We start from the raw sequence: 21,999 nt of genomic DNA on the forward strand, positions 1-21,999 counted from the left end.
ACCCTCGCGTGAACGTAGTTCCTCAGAGCATAGCCAATCCGGCGCTTCGTGCAGGGGTTGAGCAGCCAGCTGTCGAAGCATCGGGTAATCAATCCTCGCGACCGCAATAACTATCTACCGCAGCAGCGGCCATCCGCAATGCTGTCATGTCGCTCCATTTGTCAGGAGAGACAGTATGTCCAGCCATTCCCCGACTTCGTCCACCGAGACGGATATTCACACCCAAACCTTGAACAATAAAAATCCTGTTCCAGGAAAAAGCAGTGTTCACCATCGACTTCTTCAGCTGATGGCTCCCGACTGGTTGGTTGACGCCACGCCGCAAAGGCGTGCTTCGATGAAAAACACCAATGCGCGCCTACCGGACTGGTATCAACAGGCCTCCGCGTATCAACAGCAGGTTTTGACCGACAGTTTCAACGCGAGCTTCACCGCGCAGACCCGATTGGACAAGACGATGTCGTTGCTGCAGGACATCGATACCTTCGCTGCACCGATACTCGCCAAAGCCCTGAAGGATCAGTTCGGTATTGAGGCAGACGTCAACAAAACAATGGTGTGCCTGCGGCGTCCCCTGGAAATTGGCGCCCTTGAGATAGAGGTCTCGACGTTCGAGGTCATGAAGCTGACGTTGTTGCAGGCCGCACTGCATAACTTCGAAGAATCCGAGTGTGAGGAGGGCGCATTTCACCGCAGCTCCGGGTTTGTCGTAGAAACATCGACGCCCGCTACGTTCGAAGTTGTCAGCGTCAATATGACGACCAGTCAGTTTTTGTCACTTTGTCGCACGCTGGATATCGGCGCGCAGTATCAAGCCCATATGAACGGCTTTTTCCACCCCGCGCAGGTGCAGAAGGAAACGACACTTCGTGAACAATTCATTGCCAGCCAAAAAACGGCGATGAGGGCGGCCGCTGAGCTGGCCTTGTTGAAACAGGATATCGAACCGCAAGACTACGCAATGATCCAGGAGGTGATTGATGGCGAAGTCCATCCGTGGCTTGGCGACAGGCAGGTCTGGTTTTGTGACCTGAGTTTGATGAAGCGGCGGATGACTGGCTGCGTTGTGTTCGGCATCTGTGAAAAATATCGTTATACCAATGATTTCATTGTCTACGTTCCCCACGACCCGGAGCATCCGCTCAAGCGCTACACGTCTTCGCAGATGAGGGAAGAATTCAAACGGCAGTTTACGGCCCGGGGGGCATCATCGCCAGATGACGCCACACCGACGGCGCACCAGCGTTTTTTCAGCCAGTTTGTGGCCTACGCCGACCGGCCTTATTATTTCAGTCAGTTCACCCGCAAAACGGCGGACTCGCCGTCTGACCCATTGCGGTCCAGCTGGGTGAAAGTCACCCAGTTCATTCCGCCTTTATCGACTTTTACCCGTATCAAAGAGCTGCCTCCAGAGCACCAGGGCAAGCGGGAACCGGTGGAAGATCCCTATCTCGACCCTCGCAGCGTCGTTCGCCAAGGGGCTGCCGGCATCTGGGCCCCCAACACCGACCTCTGGACATATCTCTATGAGCAAAACCGCGCGAAGGTCATTGCCGATGCGCGCAGCCATGCGGTCCCTACTGCGGATGTCGATGCAAAAGTACGCGCCGAGAAGCTCAATCATCTGCTGGAAATCGGCATGCTGGGGTTGAACCTGGTGTCGATGTTCGTACCGGTTCTGGGCGAGGTCATGCTCACAGTGATGGCCGGGCAACTGTTGTACGAGTCCTTCGAAGGGGTCATCGAGTGGAGTGAGGGCGATCGCAACGCGGCGAAGGCGCATCTGATCGATGTGGCGGAAAACCTGGCACTGATAGGAGTGATGGCTGGGGTGGGCAAAGGCGTCGGCAAACTGGCAGCAGTGAAGCCCGAACCCATGATCGAGGGGATGGAGCAGATCCAGCGGGCCAATGGCGATACACGATTGTGGAAACCAGACCTTCGTGGTTATGAGAGTGATGTCGCGCTGGGGCGCGACGCTGCTCCTGACGCGTTGGGACAGTACCGGGCCGAAGGCAAGACTTACGTGCGGCAGAACGGCAAGCACTACGAGACAACCTACGATGAGTCGCTGAAAAAATGGCGAATCAACCATCCGACGGATGAGCAGGCCTGGCAACCCATTCTTGAACACAACGGGCATGGCGCCTGGCGCCATACGTTTGAACGTCCGCTTGGATGGGACCGACTGACCCTGTTGCGGCGTATGGGCCATGTCACCGATGAGCTCAGCGACGAGCAACTGCTCAAGGTTGCCGATGTCAGTGGCGTCAACGACAACGCCTTGCGCAAAATGCATATGGATCATTTGCCTCCGCCCCCTGAATTGCTTGATGCCCTACGGCTGTTCAAGGCCGATCCTGGGGGGGCTCCGGTCATCAAACAGACAGTTCACCGACAATCCATCGGTCGGTTACAGCGCGCTTGTCCTGGCCTCAGTGAGTCTGCTGCGAAAAGAGTTCTGCTGGATGCCAGCGCAGAGGAGCTCGCGCGCCTGGATTCCACTCGACGAATTCCGTTGAGAATGCTGGAGGAGGCCCGTTGGTATGCGCGGGTAGGGCGTACAAGCCAGGCTTTCGCCGGTCTGCATATGGAGAATATGGTGTCGACTGACAGCCAGTGGCTCGCATTGCGGGCACTGGAAAAACTGCCGGGCTGGTCCGGCGATGTGCGCCTGGAAATCCGCGACGGCCACATCAGCGGGCCGCTGATCGATGGCATTGGCAGCGAGACTGCCGCGACACGCAGGTATGTGGTGAAGCAGGGGCCGGCCTTTCAAGCGTTTGATGAACGGGGAATGGCACTCAACCGTGTACCTGGTCCCGGCGCCAGCTTTTTCGACTCTATCATGCACGCCTTGCCGGATGAGTCCCGCCGGGCATTGGGCGTTCCACATGTATGGCGGAGCGCCGAACTGCAGATGGCGATTATCGATTCTGCCGGCAAACATCGAATGGAGTTGGCGCAATTGCTGCAAAAGCGTTTCGGCAGCAACAGAAGGTTCAAACCACCCGTACGTGTAACAGAGCGCACCGTGGGCTACTACGCCAGCGGACGCGGGCAAGGCGTCAATCCTTCTCTGTTGACGCGCGTACAGGACCTTTATCCGGGGCTGTCCAATCAGCAAGCCAACGGTTTTATCCTGAGGCAGTTGCGGACGGGGAAAACCGATGCACAGATTTATGATCTGTTGCAGGCGCGTATGTGTGAGTGGGATGAACTTCAGACCACGCTCGATGAATGGGTGGGTGAGCCCGCAGCGAATCCTTTTTTGCAGTACATGCAGGGGGGCAAGACCTCGGTCGCGCGCAACATCAAGCAATGCTGGCGCAACTCACCGTTGGCCGAAGAGCTTCCCCATTCAAATTCACTGGAGTTGGTCTGCGATGATCCGCTTCCCTCTCTGACTGCGGACTTTTCACACGTGCGTGAACTGAGCGTTCGAGGGAGGTGCATCACTGACGCCAATGCCGATGCACTGCTGGCGAATTTTCCCGGGCTGAAAAGGCTACGAATAAATGCAACGAGCAGTGAGTTCACCAAGGTGCCGAAAGCATTGCGCGGAATGAGTGAGCTCACCGCTCTGGAGCTGTACTCATCCGCTTCCGTGGCAGCAGATCTGACATCAGAATTGAGTTCCCTGACATTGCTCGAGGAACTGAGTATTTATTCTTCGGGGTTCGCGCCGATGAACCTGGATGTCAGTCAGATGCGCAATCTGCGCACACTGGAGGTCGTTGCCCCTTCGTTGAACCAATGGCCGGCCGGAGTTCTTGAGCTGCCCCGCCTTGAACGCCTGAACCTCAAAGGTACAAGCATCAGCAGGCTACCCGACGGCATCTTCGAGGGGCATGAAAAGCTCTGGTCCGGGTTGTCGCTGGACTGGTCGCTGTTCCCGCGCGAAAACTTCAAGCTCGCGTATGAGTACGTCAAGAATCACCCGGAACATCTGGTTGATCAGGAGGAAATGGTCAGCGACTACTGCAAGGGTGAACTTACCCGTTTGGACGTGTTGAGGGGGAACGCTTCTTCTGGGGCGGTGTTCAACGGTTTCCTTCAGCAATGGTTGGGGGCCGAGCCAAGGTTCAAGGCGGTTGAAGCCATGAGCGAGGAATTCAATGCACTGGAGCGGCAATTGAATGACTGGATCAACCGTGCGCTACTGGATATGAATCAGTTTGTGGGGCGCTCGCGGACGGCCGGGTTTATCAAGTCCTGCTGGCGAAACGGAGTGTTCAAGCGGTACGGCTTGAATGTCGATGCCAGGGTGCTTGAGTTGACGAATCTGGACGTCAGTGAGCTTCCGGAGTTGCCCGCGGGTGCTTTCCCCCATGTGCGGACATTGAATCTGAGGGCGGCGCGCGTGCCCGTTGAACAATTTCGAGGCTTTGTCAGAGGATTCTCCGAACTTGAAAATCTCGACCTCAGTGGCAATGGTTTGACCGATGTACCGGTTGCAGCAGAGGACCTTGCGAAGTTGATCCGTCTGGATCTCTCCGGCAACCGGATAGTCGTCGGCCCGGCAGTTCAGCAAGCGTTCGAGGGTATGGGCGCTCTGGAATCCCTGGACTTGAGCGGCAACCCGCTGGACTCACTGGATGTAAGTGCAATGACTTCGCTCAAGGCCCTGAATCTGCGAGCGACGCAGCTGCATGAGTGGCCCGTTGGGGCACAGGATCTGCCGCAGCTGATCTGGATGGATTTGCGTGACAGCAAGGTTTCCTCGCTGCCGGCAACACTGCCGGATGAGGTGCTGCTGAAAATCGATTTGACCGGCACGCCGTTGAACCCGCAAGCCGTGACGGCTCTGAAAGGCGCCTGGCAGCGGATCGAATCCGCCGAAGGGCTGGAGGCCGGTTCATTGGAGAGATTCTCCCGGGAACAAGTGCCGCCGACCTTCCCGCCGAAGGAGAGCAGCTATTCGATCAGTCGTCATTTGTTGCCTCTGCCGCCTGTCCCAATGGGCGAGGGCAGCGTGCATTTCGCCAGGCGCCTGCAACGGTTGAAACCGACTCTGGCCGATGATGATGCCTTGCGAGTGATCGAACAGATGCGCGAGAACGGGGCAACCGACGTGCAGATCGGCGAGCGGTTTGACGGATGGGACCAGACGTTCGAAGCACTGACGCGCCGGGTGAATGGATGGCTGTTTACGCGGGAGTCACACGGTGATGGCTGGATAGTGTCGTCCGAAAGCCGCCAGGCGGCTGCCTTGCGAATCATGGAATGCTGGCGCGAAGGGCTGACCGACACTGGTGCAGTGACAGGTTCGAAGCTGAATTTCAATGGTCTGCAACTGGGTGATCTGCCTGAGCTGCCGGCAGAATTTTCTCATGTGGATACCTTGAACCTGACCGGAGTAAGGCTTACCGCACAAGGCTCCAATGGCTTCTTCAGAGCCTTTGCAAAAGTGAAAACACTGGAGCTTAACGGCAATAAACTGCAGTACTTGCCTGAGCCGATCCAGTCCATGAGTCAGCTTGAACGGCTGGAACTTTCTACTAACCGGTTGAGCGACACCGAGCACCTTTATACCTCGTTGAGCCGCCTGGAGCGTTTGCAATGGCTGGATCTGGGTTACAACGATCTGGAGACTTTCGATGTCAGTCATTTTGAGCGACTCGAGACACTCGATCTGCGTCGCAACGATCTGACCGCCTTCCCGGAGGGTGTGCTGCAAGCCCGCCATCTCAGAATCTTGAACCTGAGTGGTAACGACATCACAACGATTGCGCCAGAGGCCCTGGATAACAGTCACGAAGCTTTGATGGCCGGTACCGACCTGAGTGACAACCACAACCTGTCGCATGAGAGTCTTGAACTCCTGCGCGAATACCGCGAAACCGGCAGGCGCGACTCTGTGCTGGGGATCTCGCGCCCAGAACTTGACGATATGATGGCTGAACCCAGCGATGACAGCGAAAGTGAGAGCGCCGAATCAGATGAAGATCTCTCCGATATGGCGCTTGATTCTGCACAAGAAGCAGCGTGGCTGACCGATGCCTCCCCCGAAGAATCGGGCAGAAAAACGCGAATCTGGAACCAGCTCGCCGCGGAGCCGGACAATGCTGCGTTCTTCCATTTACTGTCGCGCTTGCAGGATACGCAGGAGTTCAGGGTGGCCAAAGCGGACCTGACCCGACGGGTGTGGACGGTGCTGGAGGCCGCCGCCAGCAACAGTGAGCTGCGGGAAGTCCTGTTCGCCAGCTCCAGTACCCATGGCACCTGTGTCGATGGTCGAATCCTGACTTTCAGTGGCCTGGAGAGCAAAGTGTTCACCCACAATGCCTTGCTGGATATTCCGGTCGGGCGTCCGGCGGCCAAAGGTGTAGCGCTGTTGAAATTGTCCAGACAACTGTTCCGGTTGGACAAGGTCGACGATCTGGCGACCAAAGCTGCCACCCATGGCGGTCAGGATCAGGCAGAGGTGCGCCTGGGCTATCGAATCGGTTTGACGGGAGGGTGGGACGATGGTCTTGAGTTGCCCGGTCAGCCCAGGCACATGACGTATGCCTCGGGTGTAACACCCCAACAACTGGCTGATGCGCGTATGCAAGTCAGCCATGCCGAACAGAGTGATGTTTTTTTCGAAGACCTCATCCAGCGCGATTACTGGGTGGACTACCTCAAGGAAAAATACCCGCAAGAGTTCAGGCAACTCGACGAGGCGGACGTTTCCGAGGAGGTGGATGACGCCGACGAAGCGGCATTGATGAATCAGTTATTCGAACTTGCAGCCGCACGCAACAGCAAGATGATCGAGCTGTCTCGCAAGGAAGTCGAGGAAATGGGCCTGTCTGCCAGCGGGGCAGGGCAGTCGGGCACATCGGGGGATCTGCCGCGGGCGTGAAACATCACGGTTGGTAACCCCCGGCGCCGGTCTTCCCGGCGCCGGGGTTGTTTCCTGTCAGGTTCTCAGTTGTCGTAACCCAGGTTCGGCGCCAGCCAGCGTTCGGTCACGCTCAACTCCTGGCCTTTACGCGAGGTGTAGCTTTGCACCTGGTCCTTGTCGATCTTGCCCACGGCAAAGTATTGCGCCTGCGGGTGAGCGAAGTACCAGCCGCTGACTGCCGCCGCCGGGAACATGGCGTAGTGCTCGGTGAGGAATACACCACTGCGGCCTGCGCGCATTTCCTGGGCCTCTGGATCGAGCAGGGCAAACAACTGGGCTTTCTCGGTGTGATCCGGGCAGGCCGGGTAACCCGGTGCCGGACGGATGCCGGTGTACTGCTCCTTGATCAGCGCCTCGTTATCGAGCACTTCATCCTTGGCGTAGCCCCAGTGTTCTTTACGCACTTGCTGGTGCAGCCACTCGGCGCATGCCTCGGCCAGGCGGTCGGCCAGGGCCTTGACCATGATCGAGTTGTAATCGTCGCCAGCGTCCTGGTAAGCCTTGGCCACTTCTTCGGCGCCGATGCCGGCGGTGGTGATGAAACCACCCACGTAGTCGGTCACTTCACTGTCTTTGGGCGCGACGAAGTCGGCCAGGGAGAAGTTCGGCTTGCCGTCGGTCTTGATGATCTGCTGGCGCAGGTGATGCAGCTTGGCCATTGGCTTGCCGTCATCGCCATAGAGCTCGATGTCGTCGTCATGCACCTGATTGGCCGGCCAGAAGCCGAACACCGCGCGTGCGCTGATCAGCTTTTCATCGATCAATTTGCGCAGCATTTCCCTTGCATCGTTGTACAGCGAGGTAGCGGCTTCACCGACCACTTCGTCCTGGAGGATGCGCGGGAACTTGCCGGCCAGGTCCCAGGAGATGAAGAACGGTGTCCAGTCGATGTATTCGGCCAGGACGTCGAGGTCGATGTTGTCCAGCACCCGCGAGCCGGTGAACGTCGGTTTGACCGGCGTGTAGGACGCCCAGTCGAATTGCGGCTTCTTGGCGATGGCCGCGCCATAGCTCAGGCGTTCGGTGCGGGCACTGCGGTTGGACGTACGCTCGCGAACCTCGATGTAATCCAGGCGGGTTTTCTCGACGAAACCGGCCTTGAGCTCCTTGGACAGCAACTGCGTCGCCACGCCCACGGCGCGGGAGGCGTCGGTGACGTAGATCACCGCATCGTTGCTGTACTTCGGCTCGATCTTCACCGCCGTGTGCGCCTTGGAGGTAGTGGCGCCACCGATCATCAACGGCAGGTGGAAGTCCTGACGCTGCATTTCGCGGGCGACATGGACCATCTCATCCAGCGACGGCGTGATCAGGCCGGACAGGCCGATGATGTCGCACTTCTGTTCTTTGGCCACCTGGAGGATTTTCTCCGCCGGGACCATCACGCCGAGGTCGACGATGTCATAGCCGTTGCAGCCCAGCACCACGCCAACGATGTTCTTGCCGATGTCGTGCACGTCGCCTTTTACGGTGGCCATCAGGATCTTGCCCTTGGCCTCCGGCTTGTCGCCCTTTTCCAGTTCGATGAACGGGATCAGGTGCGCCACGGCCTGCTTCATCACGCGGGCGGACTTGACCACCTGCGGCAGGAACATTTTACCGGCGCCGAACAGGTCGCCGACGATGTTCATGCCGGCCATCAACGGGCCTTCGATCACTTCGATCGGGCGGTTGAAGGACAGGCGCGATTCTTCGGTGTCTTCAACGATGTGGGTGGTGATGCCCTTGACCAGCGCATGCTCCAGACGCTTGTTGACGTCCCAGTTGCGCCACTCTTCGGTCTCGGCTTCTTTGACGCTGCCGTCACCCTTGTACTTGTCGGCGATGGCGAGGAGGGCGTCGGTGCCTTCCGGGGTGCGGTTGAGGATCACGTCTTCGACGGCGTCGCGCAGTTCCACCGGGATCTGGTCGTAGATCTCCAGCTGGCCGGCGTTGACGATGCCCATGGTCAGCCCGGCGCGGATCGCGTACAGCAGGAACACCGAGTGGATCGCCTCGCGCACCGGGTTGTTGCCGCGGAACGAGAACGACACGTTGGACACGCCACCGGAGGTCAGCGCATACGGCAGCTCGTCACGGATGTAGGCACAGGCGTTGATGAAATCGACGGCGTAGTTGTTGTGCTCTTCGATACCGGTGGCCACGGCGAAGATGTTCGGGTCGAAGATGATGTCTTCCGGCGGGAAGTCCACTTCGTTGACCAGAATGTCGTAGGAGCGCTTGCAGATTTCTTTCTTGCGCGCTTCGGTGTCGGCCTGGCCGGCTTCGTCGAAGGCCATCACCACCACTGCGGCACCATAGCGCTTGCACAGTTTGGCATGGTGAATGAACTGCTCGACGCCTTCTTTCATGCTGATCGAGTTGACGATGCCCTTGCCCTGGATGCACTTGAGGCCGGCTTCGATCACTTCCCACTTCGAGGAGTCGATCATGATCGGTACGCGGGAGATGTCCGGTTCGCCGGCAATCAGATTGAGGAAGGTCACCATGGCCTTCTTCGAATCGAGCATCCCTTCGTCCATGTTGATGTCGATTACCTGGGCGCCGGCTTCGACCTGCTGCAGGGCGACTTCCAGGGCTTCGGTGTAGTTGTCTTCGCGGATCAGGCGGGCGAACTTGGCGGAACCGGTGATGTTGGTGCGTTCGCCAACGTTGACGAACAGCGAGCTGCGATCGATGGTGAAGGGTTCCAGGCCAGAGAGGCGGCAAGCCTTGGGAATGTCCGGAATTTCGCGCGGCGCATAACCGGCCACGGCCTTGGCGATGGCTTCGATGTGGCCCGGCGTGGTGCCGCAGCAGCCGCCGACGATGTTGAGGAAGCCGCTTTGGGCGAATTCTTCGATGACCTTGGCGGTTTCCGATGGTAGCTCGTCGTACTCACCGAATTCGTTCGGCAGGCCGGCGTTCGGGTGCGCGGAGACGTGGGTATTGGCCTTGTTCGACAGCTCTTCGAGGTACGGGCGCAATTCACGGGCGCCGAGGGCGCAGTTCAGGCCGACGGAAATCGGCTTGGCGTGGGCCACGGAGTTCCAGAACGCTTCGGTGGTCTGGCCGGACAGGGTGCGGCCCGAGGCGTCGGTGATGGTGCCGGAAATCATGATCGGCAGTTCGACGCCCAGTTCCTCGAACACGCCTTGGACGGCGAAGATCGCGGCCTTGGCGTTCAGGGTGTCGAAAATGGTTTCGATCAGGATCAGGTCGGCGCCGCCTTCGATCAGGCCCTTGGTGGACTCGGTGTAGTTTTCCACCAGCTCATCGAAGGTCACGTTGCGGTAGCCGGGGTTGTTCACGTCCGGGGACAACGAGCAGGTGCGGCTGGTCGGGCCGAGTACGCCGGCAACGAAACGCGGCTTGCCCGGGTTCTCGTGGGTTTTCGCATCGGCGACCTTGCGCGCAAGGCGAGCGCCTTCTACGTTCAACTCGTAGGCCAGTTCTTCCATGCCGTAATCGGCCATGGAAATCCGGGTGGCGTTGAAGGTGTTGGTTTCCAGAATGTCGGCGCCAGCGTCCAGGTAGGCTTTTTCAATGCCGCCAATCACGTCCGGGCGAGTCAGCACCAACAAGTCGTTGTTGCCTTTGACATCGCTCGGCCAGTCAGCAAAGCGTTTGCCACGGTAATCCTGTTCTTCGAGCTTGTAGCTCTGGATCATCGTGCCCATACCGCCATCGAGAATCAGGATGCGCTCTTTGAGGGCGTGCTTGAGAGCTTGAAGGCGAACGCTGCGATCGGACATTTGGACTACTCGGTAAGACCATGACGAAGGGCCGGGATGATAGCAAACCTGTGCGCTTTTAGAGCATGACTCGGTTTTGCATGAATATCGTTCATGTTGGCAGGGGTGACAGACCGGTAGAATCGCGGCGTTTTTCAGGATTCGGGACCAGGGACATGTCGTATCGCTTCGTCATCGGCACATTGCTGTTGTTTTTAAGCTGGGGCGCCGTGGCGCAAAGTCCGGCGATTTCCTCTGCCATTTCCTACAGCCGCGATATTCAACCGATCTTCACTGAAAAGTGCGTGGCCTGCCACGCCTGCAACGACGCCGCCTGTCAGCTCAACCTGGGCAGCGGCGAGGGCGCGGCGCGTGGCGCGACGAAAGTCCCGGTCTACGACGGGGACCGCCGCCAGGCGGTTGCACCGACCCGGCTGTTCTATGACGCCTCAGGCAAACAGGCCTGGCAGCAAAAAGGCTTCTATTCGGTACTCGATGCCCAGGGCAGCCAGGCCGCATTGATGGCGCGGATGCTGGAACTGGGCCACAAAACCCCGTTGCAACCCAACGCGAAGCTGCCGGAAGACATCGTCCTGGGCCTGAACCGGGAAAACATGTGTGCCATGCCCGCGGAGTTCGACGGCTACACCGCCAAGCATCCGAAGGAGGGCATGCCGCTGGCAGTGACCGGCCTGACCGACCAGCAGTACCAGACACTGCAACGCTGGTTGGCGGCGGGCGCGCCCATCGACCGGCAGGACCTTGCCCCCAGCGCAACGGAAGCCCGGCAAGTGGTCCAGTGGGAAAACCTGCTCAATTCGCCGGGCGCCCGGGAAAGTCTGGTGGGGCGCTGGCTGTACGAGCACTGGTTCCTCGCCCATCTCTATTTCAAGGATGGCGAGCCCGGGCATTTCTTCCAGTGGGTACGTTCGCGCACCCCGACCGGCCAGCCGATCGACCTGATCAACACCCGTCGCCCGAACGATGATCCGGGCACGCAGTTTTACTACCGCTTGTGGCCGGTGCAGGGCGTGATCGTGCACAAGACCCACATCACCTACCCCCTGAATGCGGCGAAGCTGGCGCGGGTCAAGAGCCTGTTCTACAGCGGCAACTGGCAGGTCGACGCATTGCCGGGCTATGGGCCGCAGAGCCGGGCCAACCCGTTTGCCACCTTCGAAGCGATTCCGGCCCAGGCGCGCTACCAGTTCATGCTCGATAACGCCGAGTACTTTGTGCGCACGTTTATCCGTGGGCCAGTGTGTCGTGGCCAGATCGCCACCGACGTGATCCGCGATAATTTCTGGGCGTTGTTCCAGGCACCCGAGCACGACCTCTATGTCACTGATCCGAACTATCGCGGGCAGGCTACGCCGCTGCTGGCCATGCCGGGGCAGAACGACGATGTCGGCAGCGTCCTCAGCCTGTGGCACGACTACCGCGACAAACGCAATGAATACGAAGCCTTGCGCCGGGACAGCTACGCCGACCAGCCTGCGCCGAGCTGGTCGACCCTGTGGGCCGGCAACGACAATGCGTTGCTGAGTATCTTCCGCCATTTCGACAGTGCTTCGGTGACCAAGGGCCTGATCGGCGAGGTGCCGCAAACGATGTGGCTGTTCGACTATCCGCTGCTGGAGCGCACCTACTATCAACTGGCAGTGAACTTCGATGTGTTCGGCAACGTCTCCCACCAGGCCCAGACGCGCCTGTATTTCGACTTGATCCGCAACGGTGCCGAGCAAAACTTCCTGCGCCTGATGCCCGCCGATTCCCGGGATGGCTACCTCGATGACTGGTATCAGAACAGTGGCAAATTCAAGATGTGGCTGGACTACGAGTCCATCGACGATGACAAGCCGACTGCACTGAAGCTTGATCCGCGGGATCCAAAGCGGGATTTCGCCCAACAATTGCTGGCCCGTTATGGCGATCTCAATGCCAGGCCCGACCCGATCAACCGCTGCGATGGCGCCTACTGCTCGCGGCCGAATATCGATCCGGACCTGCAAAGTGCCGAACAGGCGTTGAGCCGCCTGGCTTCGCGCCCGGCGGCGGGACTCAAAGTCATCGATCAATTGCCGGAAGCGACCCTGCTGCGGATCGAGACCCGTAGCGGCAAACGCGAGGTCTACAGCCTGCTGCGCAATCGTGCCCACAGTAACGTCGCGTTCCTGCTCGGCGAATCGCTGCGCTATCAGCCTGGGCTCGACACCCTGACGATTTTCCCGGGCGTGCTCAGCAGCTACCCGAACTTCATGTTCAACATCCCGGCCGGGCAAGTGCCGGCGTTTGTGGATGCGATGGAGAACGCCAGGGATACCGACAGCTTCGAGAAAATCGTCGAACGCTGGGGGATACGCCGCAGTCATCCGCAATTCTGGTCTTATTTCCACGATATGAGCCGCTACATCCATGAAACCGATCCGGTGGAAGAGGGCGTGCTGGACATGAACCGCTACGAGAACCTCTGAAACACCACTTGAGCCCCTGTGGGAGCGGGCTTGCTCGCGAAAGCGTTGTATCAGTCGCCATCGCGGTTGCCTGACACGACGTCTTCGCGAGCAAGCCCGCTCCCACAAGGGGAATTGTCGGAATCTTTCCCGACAAAAATACTAGGACTTTGTCCGGCGCGTTGATTGGCGTAAACTGCGCCCAAGCCTGCGAGGAGTTTCCATGACCGCTATTACCATCACTGACGCCGCCCACGATTATCTGGCTGATCTGCTCTCCAAGCAGAACACCCCGGGCATCGGCATCCGCGTCTTCATCACCCAGCCTGGCACCCAGTACGCCGAAACCTGCATTGCCTACTGCAAGCCGGGCGAAGAAAAACCCGAAGACACCGCGCTGGGGCTGAAAAGCTTCACCGCGTACATCGACCACTTCAGCGAAGCTTTCCTGGACGATGCCGTTGTCGACTACGCCACCGACCGCATGGGCGGTCAGCTGACCATCAAGGCGCCAAACGCCAAGGTACCGATGGTCAACGCCGACAGCCCGGTGAACGAGCGCATCAACTACTACCTGCAAACCGAGATCAACCCGGGGCTGGCCAGCCACGGCGGTCAGGTCAGCCTGATCGACGTGGTCGAAGACGGCATCGCCGTCCTGCAGTTCGGCGGTGGTTGCCAGGGCTGTGGCCAGGCCGACGTGACGCTGAAGGAAGGTATCGAGCGTACCTTGCTCGAGCGTATTCCCGAGCTCAAAGGCGTTCGCGACGTGACCGACCACACGCAGAAAGAAAACGCCTACTACTAAGGTGTTCGCTGCGGCATAAAAAACGGCGCCCCGTGAGCGCCGTTTTTTTATGGGTTGAACTCACTGACGCCTTCGCGAGCAAGTCGGATCGCCGCACCGCCGCTCCCACATTTGCAATGCATTCCCCTGTGGGAGCGGGCTTGCTCGCGAAGAGGGCTTATGGGCGATAGAGATGCGCATGCCCCGCGCGATACAGCGATGACTCGCTGAAGTGGTCACTGCCCAGCACCCGACCCACCAGAATCAACGCCGTACGGCGAAAGCCCTTGGCTTGAACCTTCCCGGCAATATCCTCAAGCGTCCCGACCACCCAATCCTGATCCGGCCAGCTCGCGCGGTGCACCACCGCAATCGGGCAATCGGCGCCGTAATGCGGCAGCAGTTCCTCAACGATCTTCGGCAGGTGACTGACCCCCAAATGAATCGCCATGGTTGCGCCGTGCTGCGCCAGGCTGGAGAACTCCTCTCCGGGTGGCATGGCGGTTTTGTCGGCGTAGCGCGTCAGGATCACACTCTGTGAAATATCCGGCAGTGTCAGTTCTGCGCCCAAAAGCGCTGCACAAGCGGCTGTGGCCGTCACGCCGGGTACGATTTCGAACGCAATGCCCAGCTCACGCAGATAGCGAATCTGCTCGCCAATGGCGCCATACAGGCTCGGATCGCCGGAATGCACCCGGGCAACATCCTGACCCTTGGCGTGGGCGGTCCTGATCAGGTCGATGATCTGTTCCAGGTGCAGTTCGGCGCTGTTGACCACCTGTTCGGCACAATGACCTTCCAGTACGGCGGCAGGCACCAGGGAGCCGGCATAAATGATCACCGGGCAGCTGCGAATCAGACGCTGGCCCTTGACGGTAATCAGTTCGGGGTCGCCGGGACCTGCGCCAATAAAGTAGACGGTCATCGTCGGTTCCTGTGGGGAAAAAAGGGGCTGAACAGGGCTTCAGATGAAGAATGTTCATGATCGATGGCGGGGATTATCGGGGATTTCAGGCGGCGCCGGCCAATGCCAGTGTTGCCTGGGCATATTTTTGTCGTGGAATCAGTAGTTTTGCCGGGGCCTGAGCCAGTTGTTCTGCCAGGGCCAGTGCGGCGCTTTCCGCCACGCCGTAGCAACCGGTGCGCTCAAACGCTATTTGCGATTGATGACTGAGTTGCGCCTCATAAACGGCCAGTTGTTCGCTGCTGAAGTACATCAATTCCAGGCCAAGTTGCGTCGCCAACTCGATCAGTGCCGGTTCGTCGCGTTTCTGGTCGATGCTGGCCAGGGCCTTGATTTCATGCAACGGGATTTGATGCGCCGCCAACGCCTGGTCGAGCAGCGCCCGCAACGTGCTGACAGGGCAGCCCCGCTGGCAGCCCAGGCCGACCACCAGGGTCGGCGCTGTGCTGACATCCGTCATGCGCGGTATTGGCCATCGCTTTTGCGACGGAACAACCAGGCGCTGATCAGGCCCAGGGCCAGCCAGAACGCCATGTTGGTCAGTTGCGAAGCGATTTTGAATTGTGTTTCCAGCGCCTCGGGAGCGAGCATCGAATGCACTTCCGGTTGCGGTGCGCCAATCACATGGGGAACGGCGAGGATGGCCGCGCCGAGGACTTTCATCAGCCAGTGACGGCTGAATACGATCAGGGCGATACCGACGGCGGTGGAGGCGGCGGTACCGATCCACCACAGTTGCCGTTGCGCCAGGTCGGCTGCGGCAGTGCCGGGCAATTCAGGTGGCAGGCCGAGGGTTGGCGCGAGCACGAATGTCGCATAACCGGCCAGGCCCCAGAGCGGGCCCTGGGAGGTTCTGGTCGGCGCGCGCAAGGTGTACAGGCCGGCCAGCATCAGGGCGAAACCGACAGCCACCACCAGGTTACCGCCGGTGGTAGATAGTACGCGTTGCCAGCCGTCTTCCGGCTCCCAGGCTTCGGCATCATGAGTGTGGGCAGCCATCGCACCGTCGGCATGTTCATGCATTTCAACAGCGGCCGGTTCGGCTTTTTCGTAGGTTTCGGCTTGCAGAATCAGGGGAGCGACCCAGAAACTTTGCAGCAGGGTCAGCAACAGGGCGGCCAGCAGCCCGGTGAAACCTGCTGTTTGCGCAATACGCTTGATCATATTGGCAGGTCTCAATGGCACGGGAACGCGGAGCTGTGACGGGTATCGTGGGCGGCGTTGTGCACCGCTTCGATGTGCGAGAAGCCGGCGAAATACACCAGGCACGCGCCGAGGATCGACGCGCAGACGGCGGCGGTCAGGCGTTGAGCCAGGGTAGAAGTGGTGCTGGTTGTAGTGTGGCCGGTGCTGCTGATGATCGACATGGCGTTTCCCTCTGGTCTGTCAGCGGGGAATGAGAGCGCATGCAAAAACCTGCACGGCCAGGCGCGCAGCGTTTCAAACAGCGCCCGCCCACCGCGGGTTTGTTGTTTCAGTGACCGTTCTGGTCACTTTTGTGTTGCGGGCCGGTCTCCGGGCTCACGAGGGGGCAGGCATCGCCTGATCCTGCAAGCATCACCTTCCCATGCCGTGATGGCACAGTGGATCTGATGCTTCGCTCGCTTACCGTTGCGGGGGCAGCACCGGACTGACATGGCTTAGAAGTAAAGCACATGATTCACCGGTTTCCCGTTTCACCCTGTGAAGGGCACCCGTAACAAGGTGTGTAGGAGAGCATGGGCGGGGGTTGGGCGTCAATTGGCAGGGGTTCTCAACTGGAAACCGAGTTGCGTTCTTCGCGAGCAAGCCCGCTCCCACACTTGACCCTTTTCCCCTGAAAGAACCCGATCAAATGTGGGAGCGGGCTTGCTCGCGAAGGGCACACCGCAGAAGTCACGTGAACATTGACCCGCCCCAATACCATGCGTAGCCTTGCGCTTTCGAGGTTCTTCGGCGTTTGTCGAAGCTAAGAAGGGAACGCGGTCGATGCCGCGGCTGCCCCCGCAACTGTGAACGGTGATGTTCGTTGCCACGCCACTGCAGGCTCAATCCATGAGACCGGCGGGAAGGCGCAGCGAATGCCAGGCTCAAGGCCGGCACACCGTCAGCCAGGAGACCTGCCTCGACACAGATTCTCACTTTCAACCGGGCGGGGTGATCCGGTGGCGAACTCTTCAGGCAACCGCATGCGCGTTGCCGGTTGTCGTCCCGTATGCCCGCCACCTTAGCCATAGGGCATCCGATGAAAACACTGGCCAAACTCCCTGTCACCATCGTTACCGGCTTTCTCGGCTCGGGCAAAACCACGCTGCTACGGCACATGCTCGACAACGCCCAGGGTCGCCGCATCGCGGTGATCGTCAACGAGTTCGGTGAATTGGGCATTGATGGCGAAATCCTCAAGCAGTGCTCGATCGGTTGCACCGAAGAAGAAGCCAGCGGCCGTGTCTATGAGCTGGCCAACGGCTGCCTGTGCTGCACCGTCCAGGAAGAATTCTTCCCGGTGATGCGCGAACTGGTGGCCCGTCGCGGCGATCTCGACCACATCCTCATCGAAACCTCCGGCCTGGCCCTGCCAAAGCCGCTGGTGCAAGCCTTCCAGTGGCCGGAAATCCGCAGCGCCTGCACCGTTGACGCGGTCATCACTGTGGTCGACAGCCCGGCCGTGGCCGCCGGCACCTTTGCCGCGTTCCCGGACCAGGTCGACGCCCAGCGCAAACTCGACCCGAACCTGGACCACGAATCGCCGCTGCACGAACTGTTCGCTGACCAACTGGCCAGCGCCGACCTGGTGATCCTCAACAAAACTGACCTGATCGCCCCGGCAGACCTCGCCCGCGTGCGCCTGGAAGTCGCCGAAGAGTTGCCGCCAGCGGTGAAAATCGTCGAAGCCAGCAGCGGTCGCTTGCCGCTGGACGTGCTGATCGGCCTCGGTGCCGGCTCCGAAGAACACATCGACAGCCGTCACAGCCACCACGACCATCACCACGATGGCGACGACGATCATGATGACCACGATCACGACGCCTTCGATTCGATTTCCATCGAACTGCCGCAAGCCGACGAAAGCCTGCTGATGGACGCGCTGACCCAACTGGTGGTCCAGCACGGCATCCTGCGCGTCAAAGGCTTCGCCGCCGTGCCGAACAAGCCGATGCGCCTGCTGATCCAGGGCGTGGGCACGCGTTTCGACAAGCACTTCGACCGCCAGTGGGGTGCTGAAGAAGCGCGCATCACCCGCCTGGTGCTGATCGGCCAGGAGCTCGACGCTACTGTTCTCGAAGCGCAACTGCGCGCCGCGCTCAGCGTGTAAGCCATGCACCTGCTCAGGACCCAGCCCGGCGGTTTCGTGTCGGATGACAACATCGCCGACCTTGGACAAACCCCCGCCGAGCTGGTGGTCCTGTGCAGCGGCGATTCCAGCCTGGCGCTGCTCGCCGAAGCGGCGCAGCAGTTGCCCGACGATTATCCGGGCGTGCGCCTGGCCAACCCGATGCAGGTGCAGAACCATGCCTCGGTCGATTTGTACGTCGACGAAGTGCTGCGTCACGCCAAGGTGATCCTGATTTCACTGCACGGCGGCATCGCCTATTGGCGGTATGGCATCGAGCGCCTGGTCGAGCTGTCGCAGCGCGGTGTGCAGGTCATTCTGGTACCGGGCGATGATCGCCCGGACCCGGAGCTCAGCGACCTGAGCACCGTCGGCGTCGAGGATCGCGACCGGCTCTGGCAATTTCTGCGTCAGGGTGGCATGGGTAACGCCCTGGACTTCTTCCGCTGTCTGGCCAATCGCTGGCTGGCACGTGATTACACCTGGGGCGAACCGCAAACCCTGCCACGCACAGCGATTTACCATCCGCACAAACATTCTGCCGCACTGCGCGACTGGCAGGCCGACTGGTACGCCGATCAACCCGTGGCGGCGGTGCTGTTTTACCGCTCGCATTTGCAGGCGGCGAACACCGCTTTCATTGATGTTTTTTGCCAGCGTTTGCAGGCAGCGGGGTTGAATCCGTTGCCGATCGCGCTGGCGAGCCTGAAAGAGCCCGGCTGCCTTGGCGTGGTCGAGGACTGGCTCGACGAGGCCAACGTCTCGGTGATTCTGAATACCACCGGCTTCGCCCAATCCAGCCCGGAAGCACCCCATCTGCGCCCGTTTCGCCGCAATATTCCGGTGATCCAGGCGATTTGCGCCCAGGACAACGAACCGGGTTGGCGCGCCAGTGAACAGGGGCTTGGTCCTCGCGACCTGGCGATGCACATCGCCTTGCCGGAACTGGACGGGCGCATCATCAGCCGCCCAATCAGCTTCAAGGACCTGGCGTGGCGCAGTGAGCGCAGCCAGTCGGATGTGGTCTGCTACCGGCCGCAGCCGGAACGCATGGACTTCGTTGCCGAACTGGCGCGGCGCTGGGTCGATCTGGCGAGGGTGTCCAATGCGGATAAACGCATTGCCTTGATTCTCGCCAATTACCCGACCCGCGACGGTCGCATCGGTAATGGCGTCGGCCTCGACACTCCGGCGGCCGCGCTGAATATCCTGCAGGCACTGTATGCCGATGGTTATCCATTGCCGGCTGAGTTGCCGGACAGCGGTACGGCGCTGATCCAGCAGTTGCTGGGCGGAGTCAGCAACGACGTCGACACGATCGACCAGCGTCCATGCCAACAAAGCCTGGCCATGGACGACTACCTGTCGATGTTCAACACACTGCCCGAAGCCAACCGCGCGGCGGTGCTCGAGCGTTGGGGTGCGCCGGAAAACGACCCGATGTGTCGCAGCGGGCGGATGATGATCGCCGGCCTGCGCTTCGGCCTGACCTTCGTCGGCATTCAACCGGCCCGGGGTTATCAGGTCGACCCGAGCGCGGTGTATCACGACCCGGACCTGGTACCGCCCCACGGTTACCTGGCGTTTTATTTCTGGCTGCGCAACACCTATGGCGCCCACGGCGTGATCCACGTCGGCAAACACGGCAACCTCGAATGGCTGCCGGGCAAGGGCGTCGGGCTGTCGGAACATTGCTGGCCAGATGCTTTGCTCGGGCCGCTGCCGAACATCTATCCATTCATCGTTAACGACCCGGGCGAGGGCGCCCAGGCCAAGCGGCGCACCCAGGCGGTCATCATCGATCACTTGATGCCACCGCTGACCCGTGCCGAAACCTACGGCCCGCTGCGCAACCTCGAACTGTTGGCAGACGAGTATTACGAAGCGCAGCTGCTCGATCCGCGCCGCGCCCGAGAGTTGCAGCGCGACATCCTGCAACTGGTGCGCGATACGCACATCGACCGTGAACTGCAACTGGACGAGCAACTCGACAGCGATGCTGACGCAGCGATCTGGTTGCCGCGTCTGGACACTTACCTGTGCGACTTGAAAGAGTCGCAGATCCGCGACGGCCTGCATGTGTTCGGCGAATCGCCCACCGGGCGCTTGCGCATTGACACTTTGCTCGCGCTGTTGCGCATTCCACGGGGCGATGGCCGTGGGGCGCAGTCGAGTCTGCTGCGGGCGTTGGCCAAGGCTTTCGAGCTGGGGTTCGATCCGCTCGATTGTGCATTGGCCGAGCCGTGGACCGGGCCTCGACCGAATGCCTTGTTGTCGATCAGCCATGAACTCTGGCGCACCACTGGCGATACCCGCGAACGCCTCGAGCTGTTCGCCACACAACTGATCTCGCAGGCAGTGGATGCTCCCTCCCAAACCAAACCTGGCCCTTGTAGGAGCGAGCTTGCTCGCGATGTTGTGTCAGCCACATTGGTGTCGACTGACACTCCATCGCGAGCAAGCTTGCTCCTACAGGGGGCAGGCTGGATTGAGGTACAAGCCATCCTCGACAACCTGCTCGAGGTGGTCGCGCCAAGGCTGGACGCCTGCGGCCCGGCGGAAATGCGCGGTTTGCTCGATGCCCTGAGCGGTCGCTTCGTCCCCGCTGGCCCGAGTGGCGCACCGAGTCGCGGTCGTCTGGACGTGCTGCCCACCGGGCGCAACTTTTACTCGGTGGACGTGCGCAACCTGCCGACCACCACGGCGTGGCGCATCGGTTTCCAGTCGGCCAACCTGATTCTCGAACGGCACCTGCAAGACCACGGCGATCATTTGCGCCAGCTCGGCCTGTCGGTATGGGGCACCGCGACCATGCGCACCGGCGGCGATGACATAGCCCAGGCGATGGCGTTGATGGGGGTGCGTCCGGTCTGGGCGACTGGCAGTCAGCGGGTCGATGATTTCGAAATTCTGCCGTTGAGTTTGCTTGACCGTCCGCGGGTGGACGTGACCTTGCGTGTGTCCGGTTTCTTCCGCGATGCCTTTGCCAATCTGATTCGCTTGTTCGACGCGGCGGTGCAAGCGGTCGCCGACCTGGATGAGCCCGACGACCTCAACCCGTTGGCGGCCAAGGTGCGCGCCGAGCGTGCAGCCTTGTTGCAGGCAGGGCTCGATGAAGACGCGGCGCGACGTCAGGCCGGCTGGCGGATTTTCGGGGCCAAACCCGGTGCCTACGGCGCAGGCGTGCAGGGCGCCATCGATGGTCGGCTGTGGCAGACCCGCGAGGACCTGGCCGAGGTTTACCTCAACTGGGGTGGCTACGCTTACGGTGGTGCTGACGAGGGCACCGCCGCTCGTGAACAGTTCACCCAGCGCCTGAGCCAGGTACAGGCGGTGCTGCAAAACCAGGATAACCGCGAGCACGATCTGCTCGACTCCAACGATTACTACCAGTTCCAGGGCGGTATGCTCGCGGCGGTGGAAAGCCTGAAGGGCGAGACGGCGGCCAGTTATCATGGCGATCACAGCCAGCCGGATCTGCCGAAGATTCGCACCCTGAAGGAAGAGCTGAACCGGGTCATCCGCTCCCGGGCCGCCAATCCGAAATGGCTCGAAGGCGTTAAACGCCACGGCTACAAAGGTGCGTTCGAAATGGCCGCGACAGTCGATAACCTGTTCGCCTTCGATGCCACTACGCAGTTGATTGACGATCACCAGTACGCGTTGCTGGCCGATGCCTATTTGCTCGACCCGGACACCCGGGACTTCGTTCGCGAACACAATCCCCATGCCTTGCGCGACATGACTGAACGCATGCTCGAGGCGCAACAACGCGGGATGTGGAAGGACCCGGGCGAGTACCGCGAGGCGCTGGAGAATTTGTTGCTGGATATAGAAGAAGACAGCTGATGCGCCACATGGCACTCAAGTGACTGTG

Annotated in this window: 10 protein-coding genes and 2 riboswitches; of the genes, 5 read left to right on the top strand and 5 right to left on the bottom strand. The window is 60.3% G+C overall.

Annotated features, from left to right (window positions below; all coding sequences use genetic code 11):
• Positions 1 to 175: 175 nt before the first annotated feature.
• Positions 176 to 6,850 carry an NEL-type E3 ubiquitin ligase domain-containing protein gene (locus tag AC06G5_RS13255; RefSeq protein ID WP_413423544.1) on the top strand — a complete coding sequence of 2,225 codons (6,675 nt, stop codon included), beginning with the start codon at positions 176 to 178 and terminating at the stop codon, positions 6,848 to 6,850.
• A 65-nt stretch (positions 6,851 to 6,915) separates the two neighbouring features.
• Here the strand turns inward: AC06G5_RS13255 and metH are convergent, their stop codons facing one another.
• Positions 6,916 to 10,626: a methionine synthase gene (gene metH, locus AC06G5_RS13260; RefSeq protein ID WP_413705020.1), complete on the bottom strand. Its 3,711-nt coding sequence runs from the start codon at positions 10,624 to 10,626 to the stop codon at positions 6,916 to 6,918.
• 155 nt (positions 10,627 to 10,781) lie between these two features.
• On the opposite strand from metH, the gene AC06G5_RS13265 reads away from it, so the two are divergent.
• Both AC06G5_RS13265 and nfuA read left to right on the top strand, forming a co-directional pair.
• Positions 10,782 to 13,079 carry a fatty acid cis/trans isomerase gene (locus AC06G5_RS13265; protein ID WP_413423540.1) on the top strand — a complete coding sequence of 766 codons (2,298 nt, stop codon included), beginning with the start codon at positions 10,782 to 10,784 and terminating at the stop codon, positions 13,077 to 13,079.
• Positions 13,080 to 13,281: 202 nt separating this feature from the next.
• Positions 13,282 to 13,866 carry a Fe-S biogenesis protein NfuA gene (nfuA, locus tag AC06G5_RS13270; protein WP_007912592.1) on the top strand — a complete coding sequence of 195 codons (585 nt, stop codon included), beginning with the start codon at positions 13,282 to 13,284 and terminating at the stop codon, positions 13,864 to 13,866.
• A gap of 157 nt (positions 13,867 to 14,023) precedes the next feature.
• On the opposite strand, the gene cobM is transcribed toward nfuA, so the two are convergent.
• From cobM to AC06G5_RS13290, 4 genes are all read right to left on the bottom strand, one after another.
• Positions 14,024 to 14,770: a precorrin-4 C(11)-methyltransferase gene (gene cobM, locus AC06G5_RS13275; RefSeq protein ID WP_413423538.1), complete on the bottom strand. Its 747-nt coding sequence runs from the start codon at positions 14,768 to 14,770 to the stop codon at positions 14,024 to 14,026.
• A gap of 85 nt (positions 14,771 to 14,855) precedes the next feature.
• On the bottom strand, positions 14,856 to 15,269 hold the full coding sequence (locus tag AC06G5_RS13280; RefSeq protein ID WP_413423536.1) for a cobalamin biosynthesis protein: 414 nt from the start codon (positions 15,267 to 15,269) through the stop codon (positions 14,856 to 14,858).
• On the bottom strand, positions 15,266 to 15,973 hold the full coding sequence (locus AC06G5_RS13285; protein WP_480459645.1) for a CbtA family protein: 708 nt from the start codon (positions 15,971 to 15,973) through the stop codon (positions 15,266 to 15,268). Before AC06G5_RS13285 ends, AC06G5_RS13280 begins: the two co-directional genes overlap by 4 nt.
• An 11-nt stretch (positions 15,974 to 15,984) precedes the next feature.
• Entirely contained in the window at positions 15,985 to 16,176 is a 192-nt protein-coding gene (locus AC06G5_RS13290) for a CbtB domain-containing protein (RefSeq protein WP_413423532.1), read from the bottom strand.
• 122 nt (positions 16,177 to 16,298) lie between these two features.
• Positions 16,299 to 16,522, bottom strand: a riboswitch (cobalamin riboswitch).
• A 195-nt stretch (positions 16,523 to 16,717) separates the two neighbouring features.
• A riboswitch (cobalamin riboswitch) is annotated at positions 16,718 to 16,930 on the top strand.
• A gap of 103 nt (positions 16,931 to 17,033) precedes the next feature.
• Between AC06G5_RS13290 and cobW the strand changes: the two genes are divergently transcribed.
• Both cobW and cobN read left to right on the top strand, forming a co-directional pair.
• Complete coding sequence (cobW, locus tag AC06G5_RS13295) at positions 17,034 to 18,104, top strand: cobalamin biosynthesis protein CobW (RefSeq protein WP_413705482.1); 1,071 nt, start codon at positions 17,034 to 17,036, stop codon at positions 18,102 to 18,104.
• 3 nt (positions 18,105 to 18,107) lie between these two features.
• A complete protein-coding gene (cobN, locus tag AC06G5_RS13300) occupies positions 18,108 to 21,971 on the top strand; it encodes a cobaltochelatase subunit CobN (RefSeq protein WP_480459647.1) in 3,864 nt (1,287 codons plus the stop codon).
• The last annotated feature ends 28 nt before the right edge of the window (positions 21,972 to 21,999 follow it).

This window comes from Pseudomonas sp. WT-JTC, assembly GCF_056711565.1.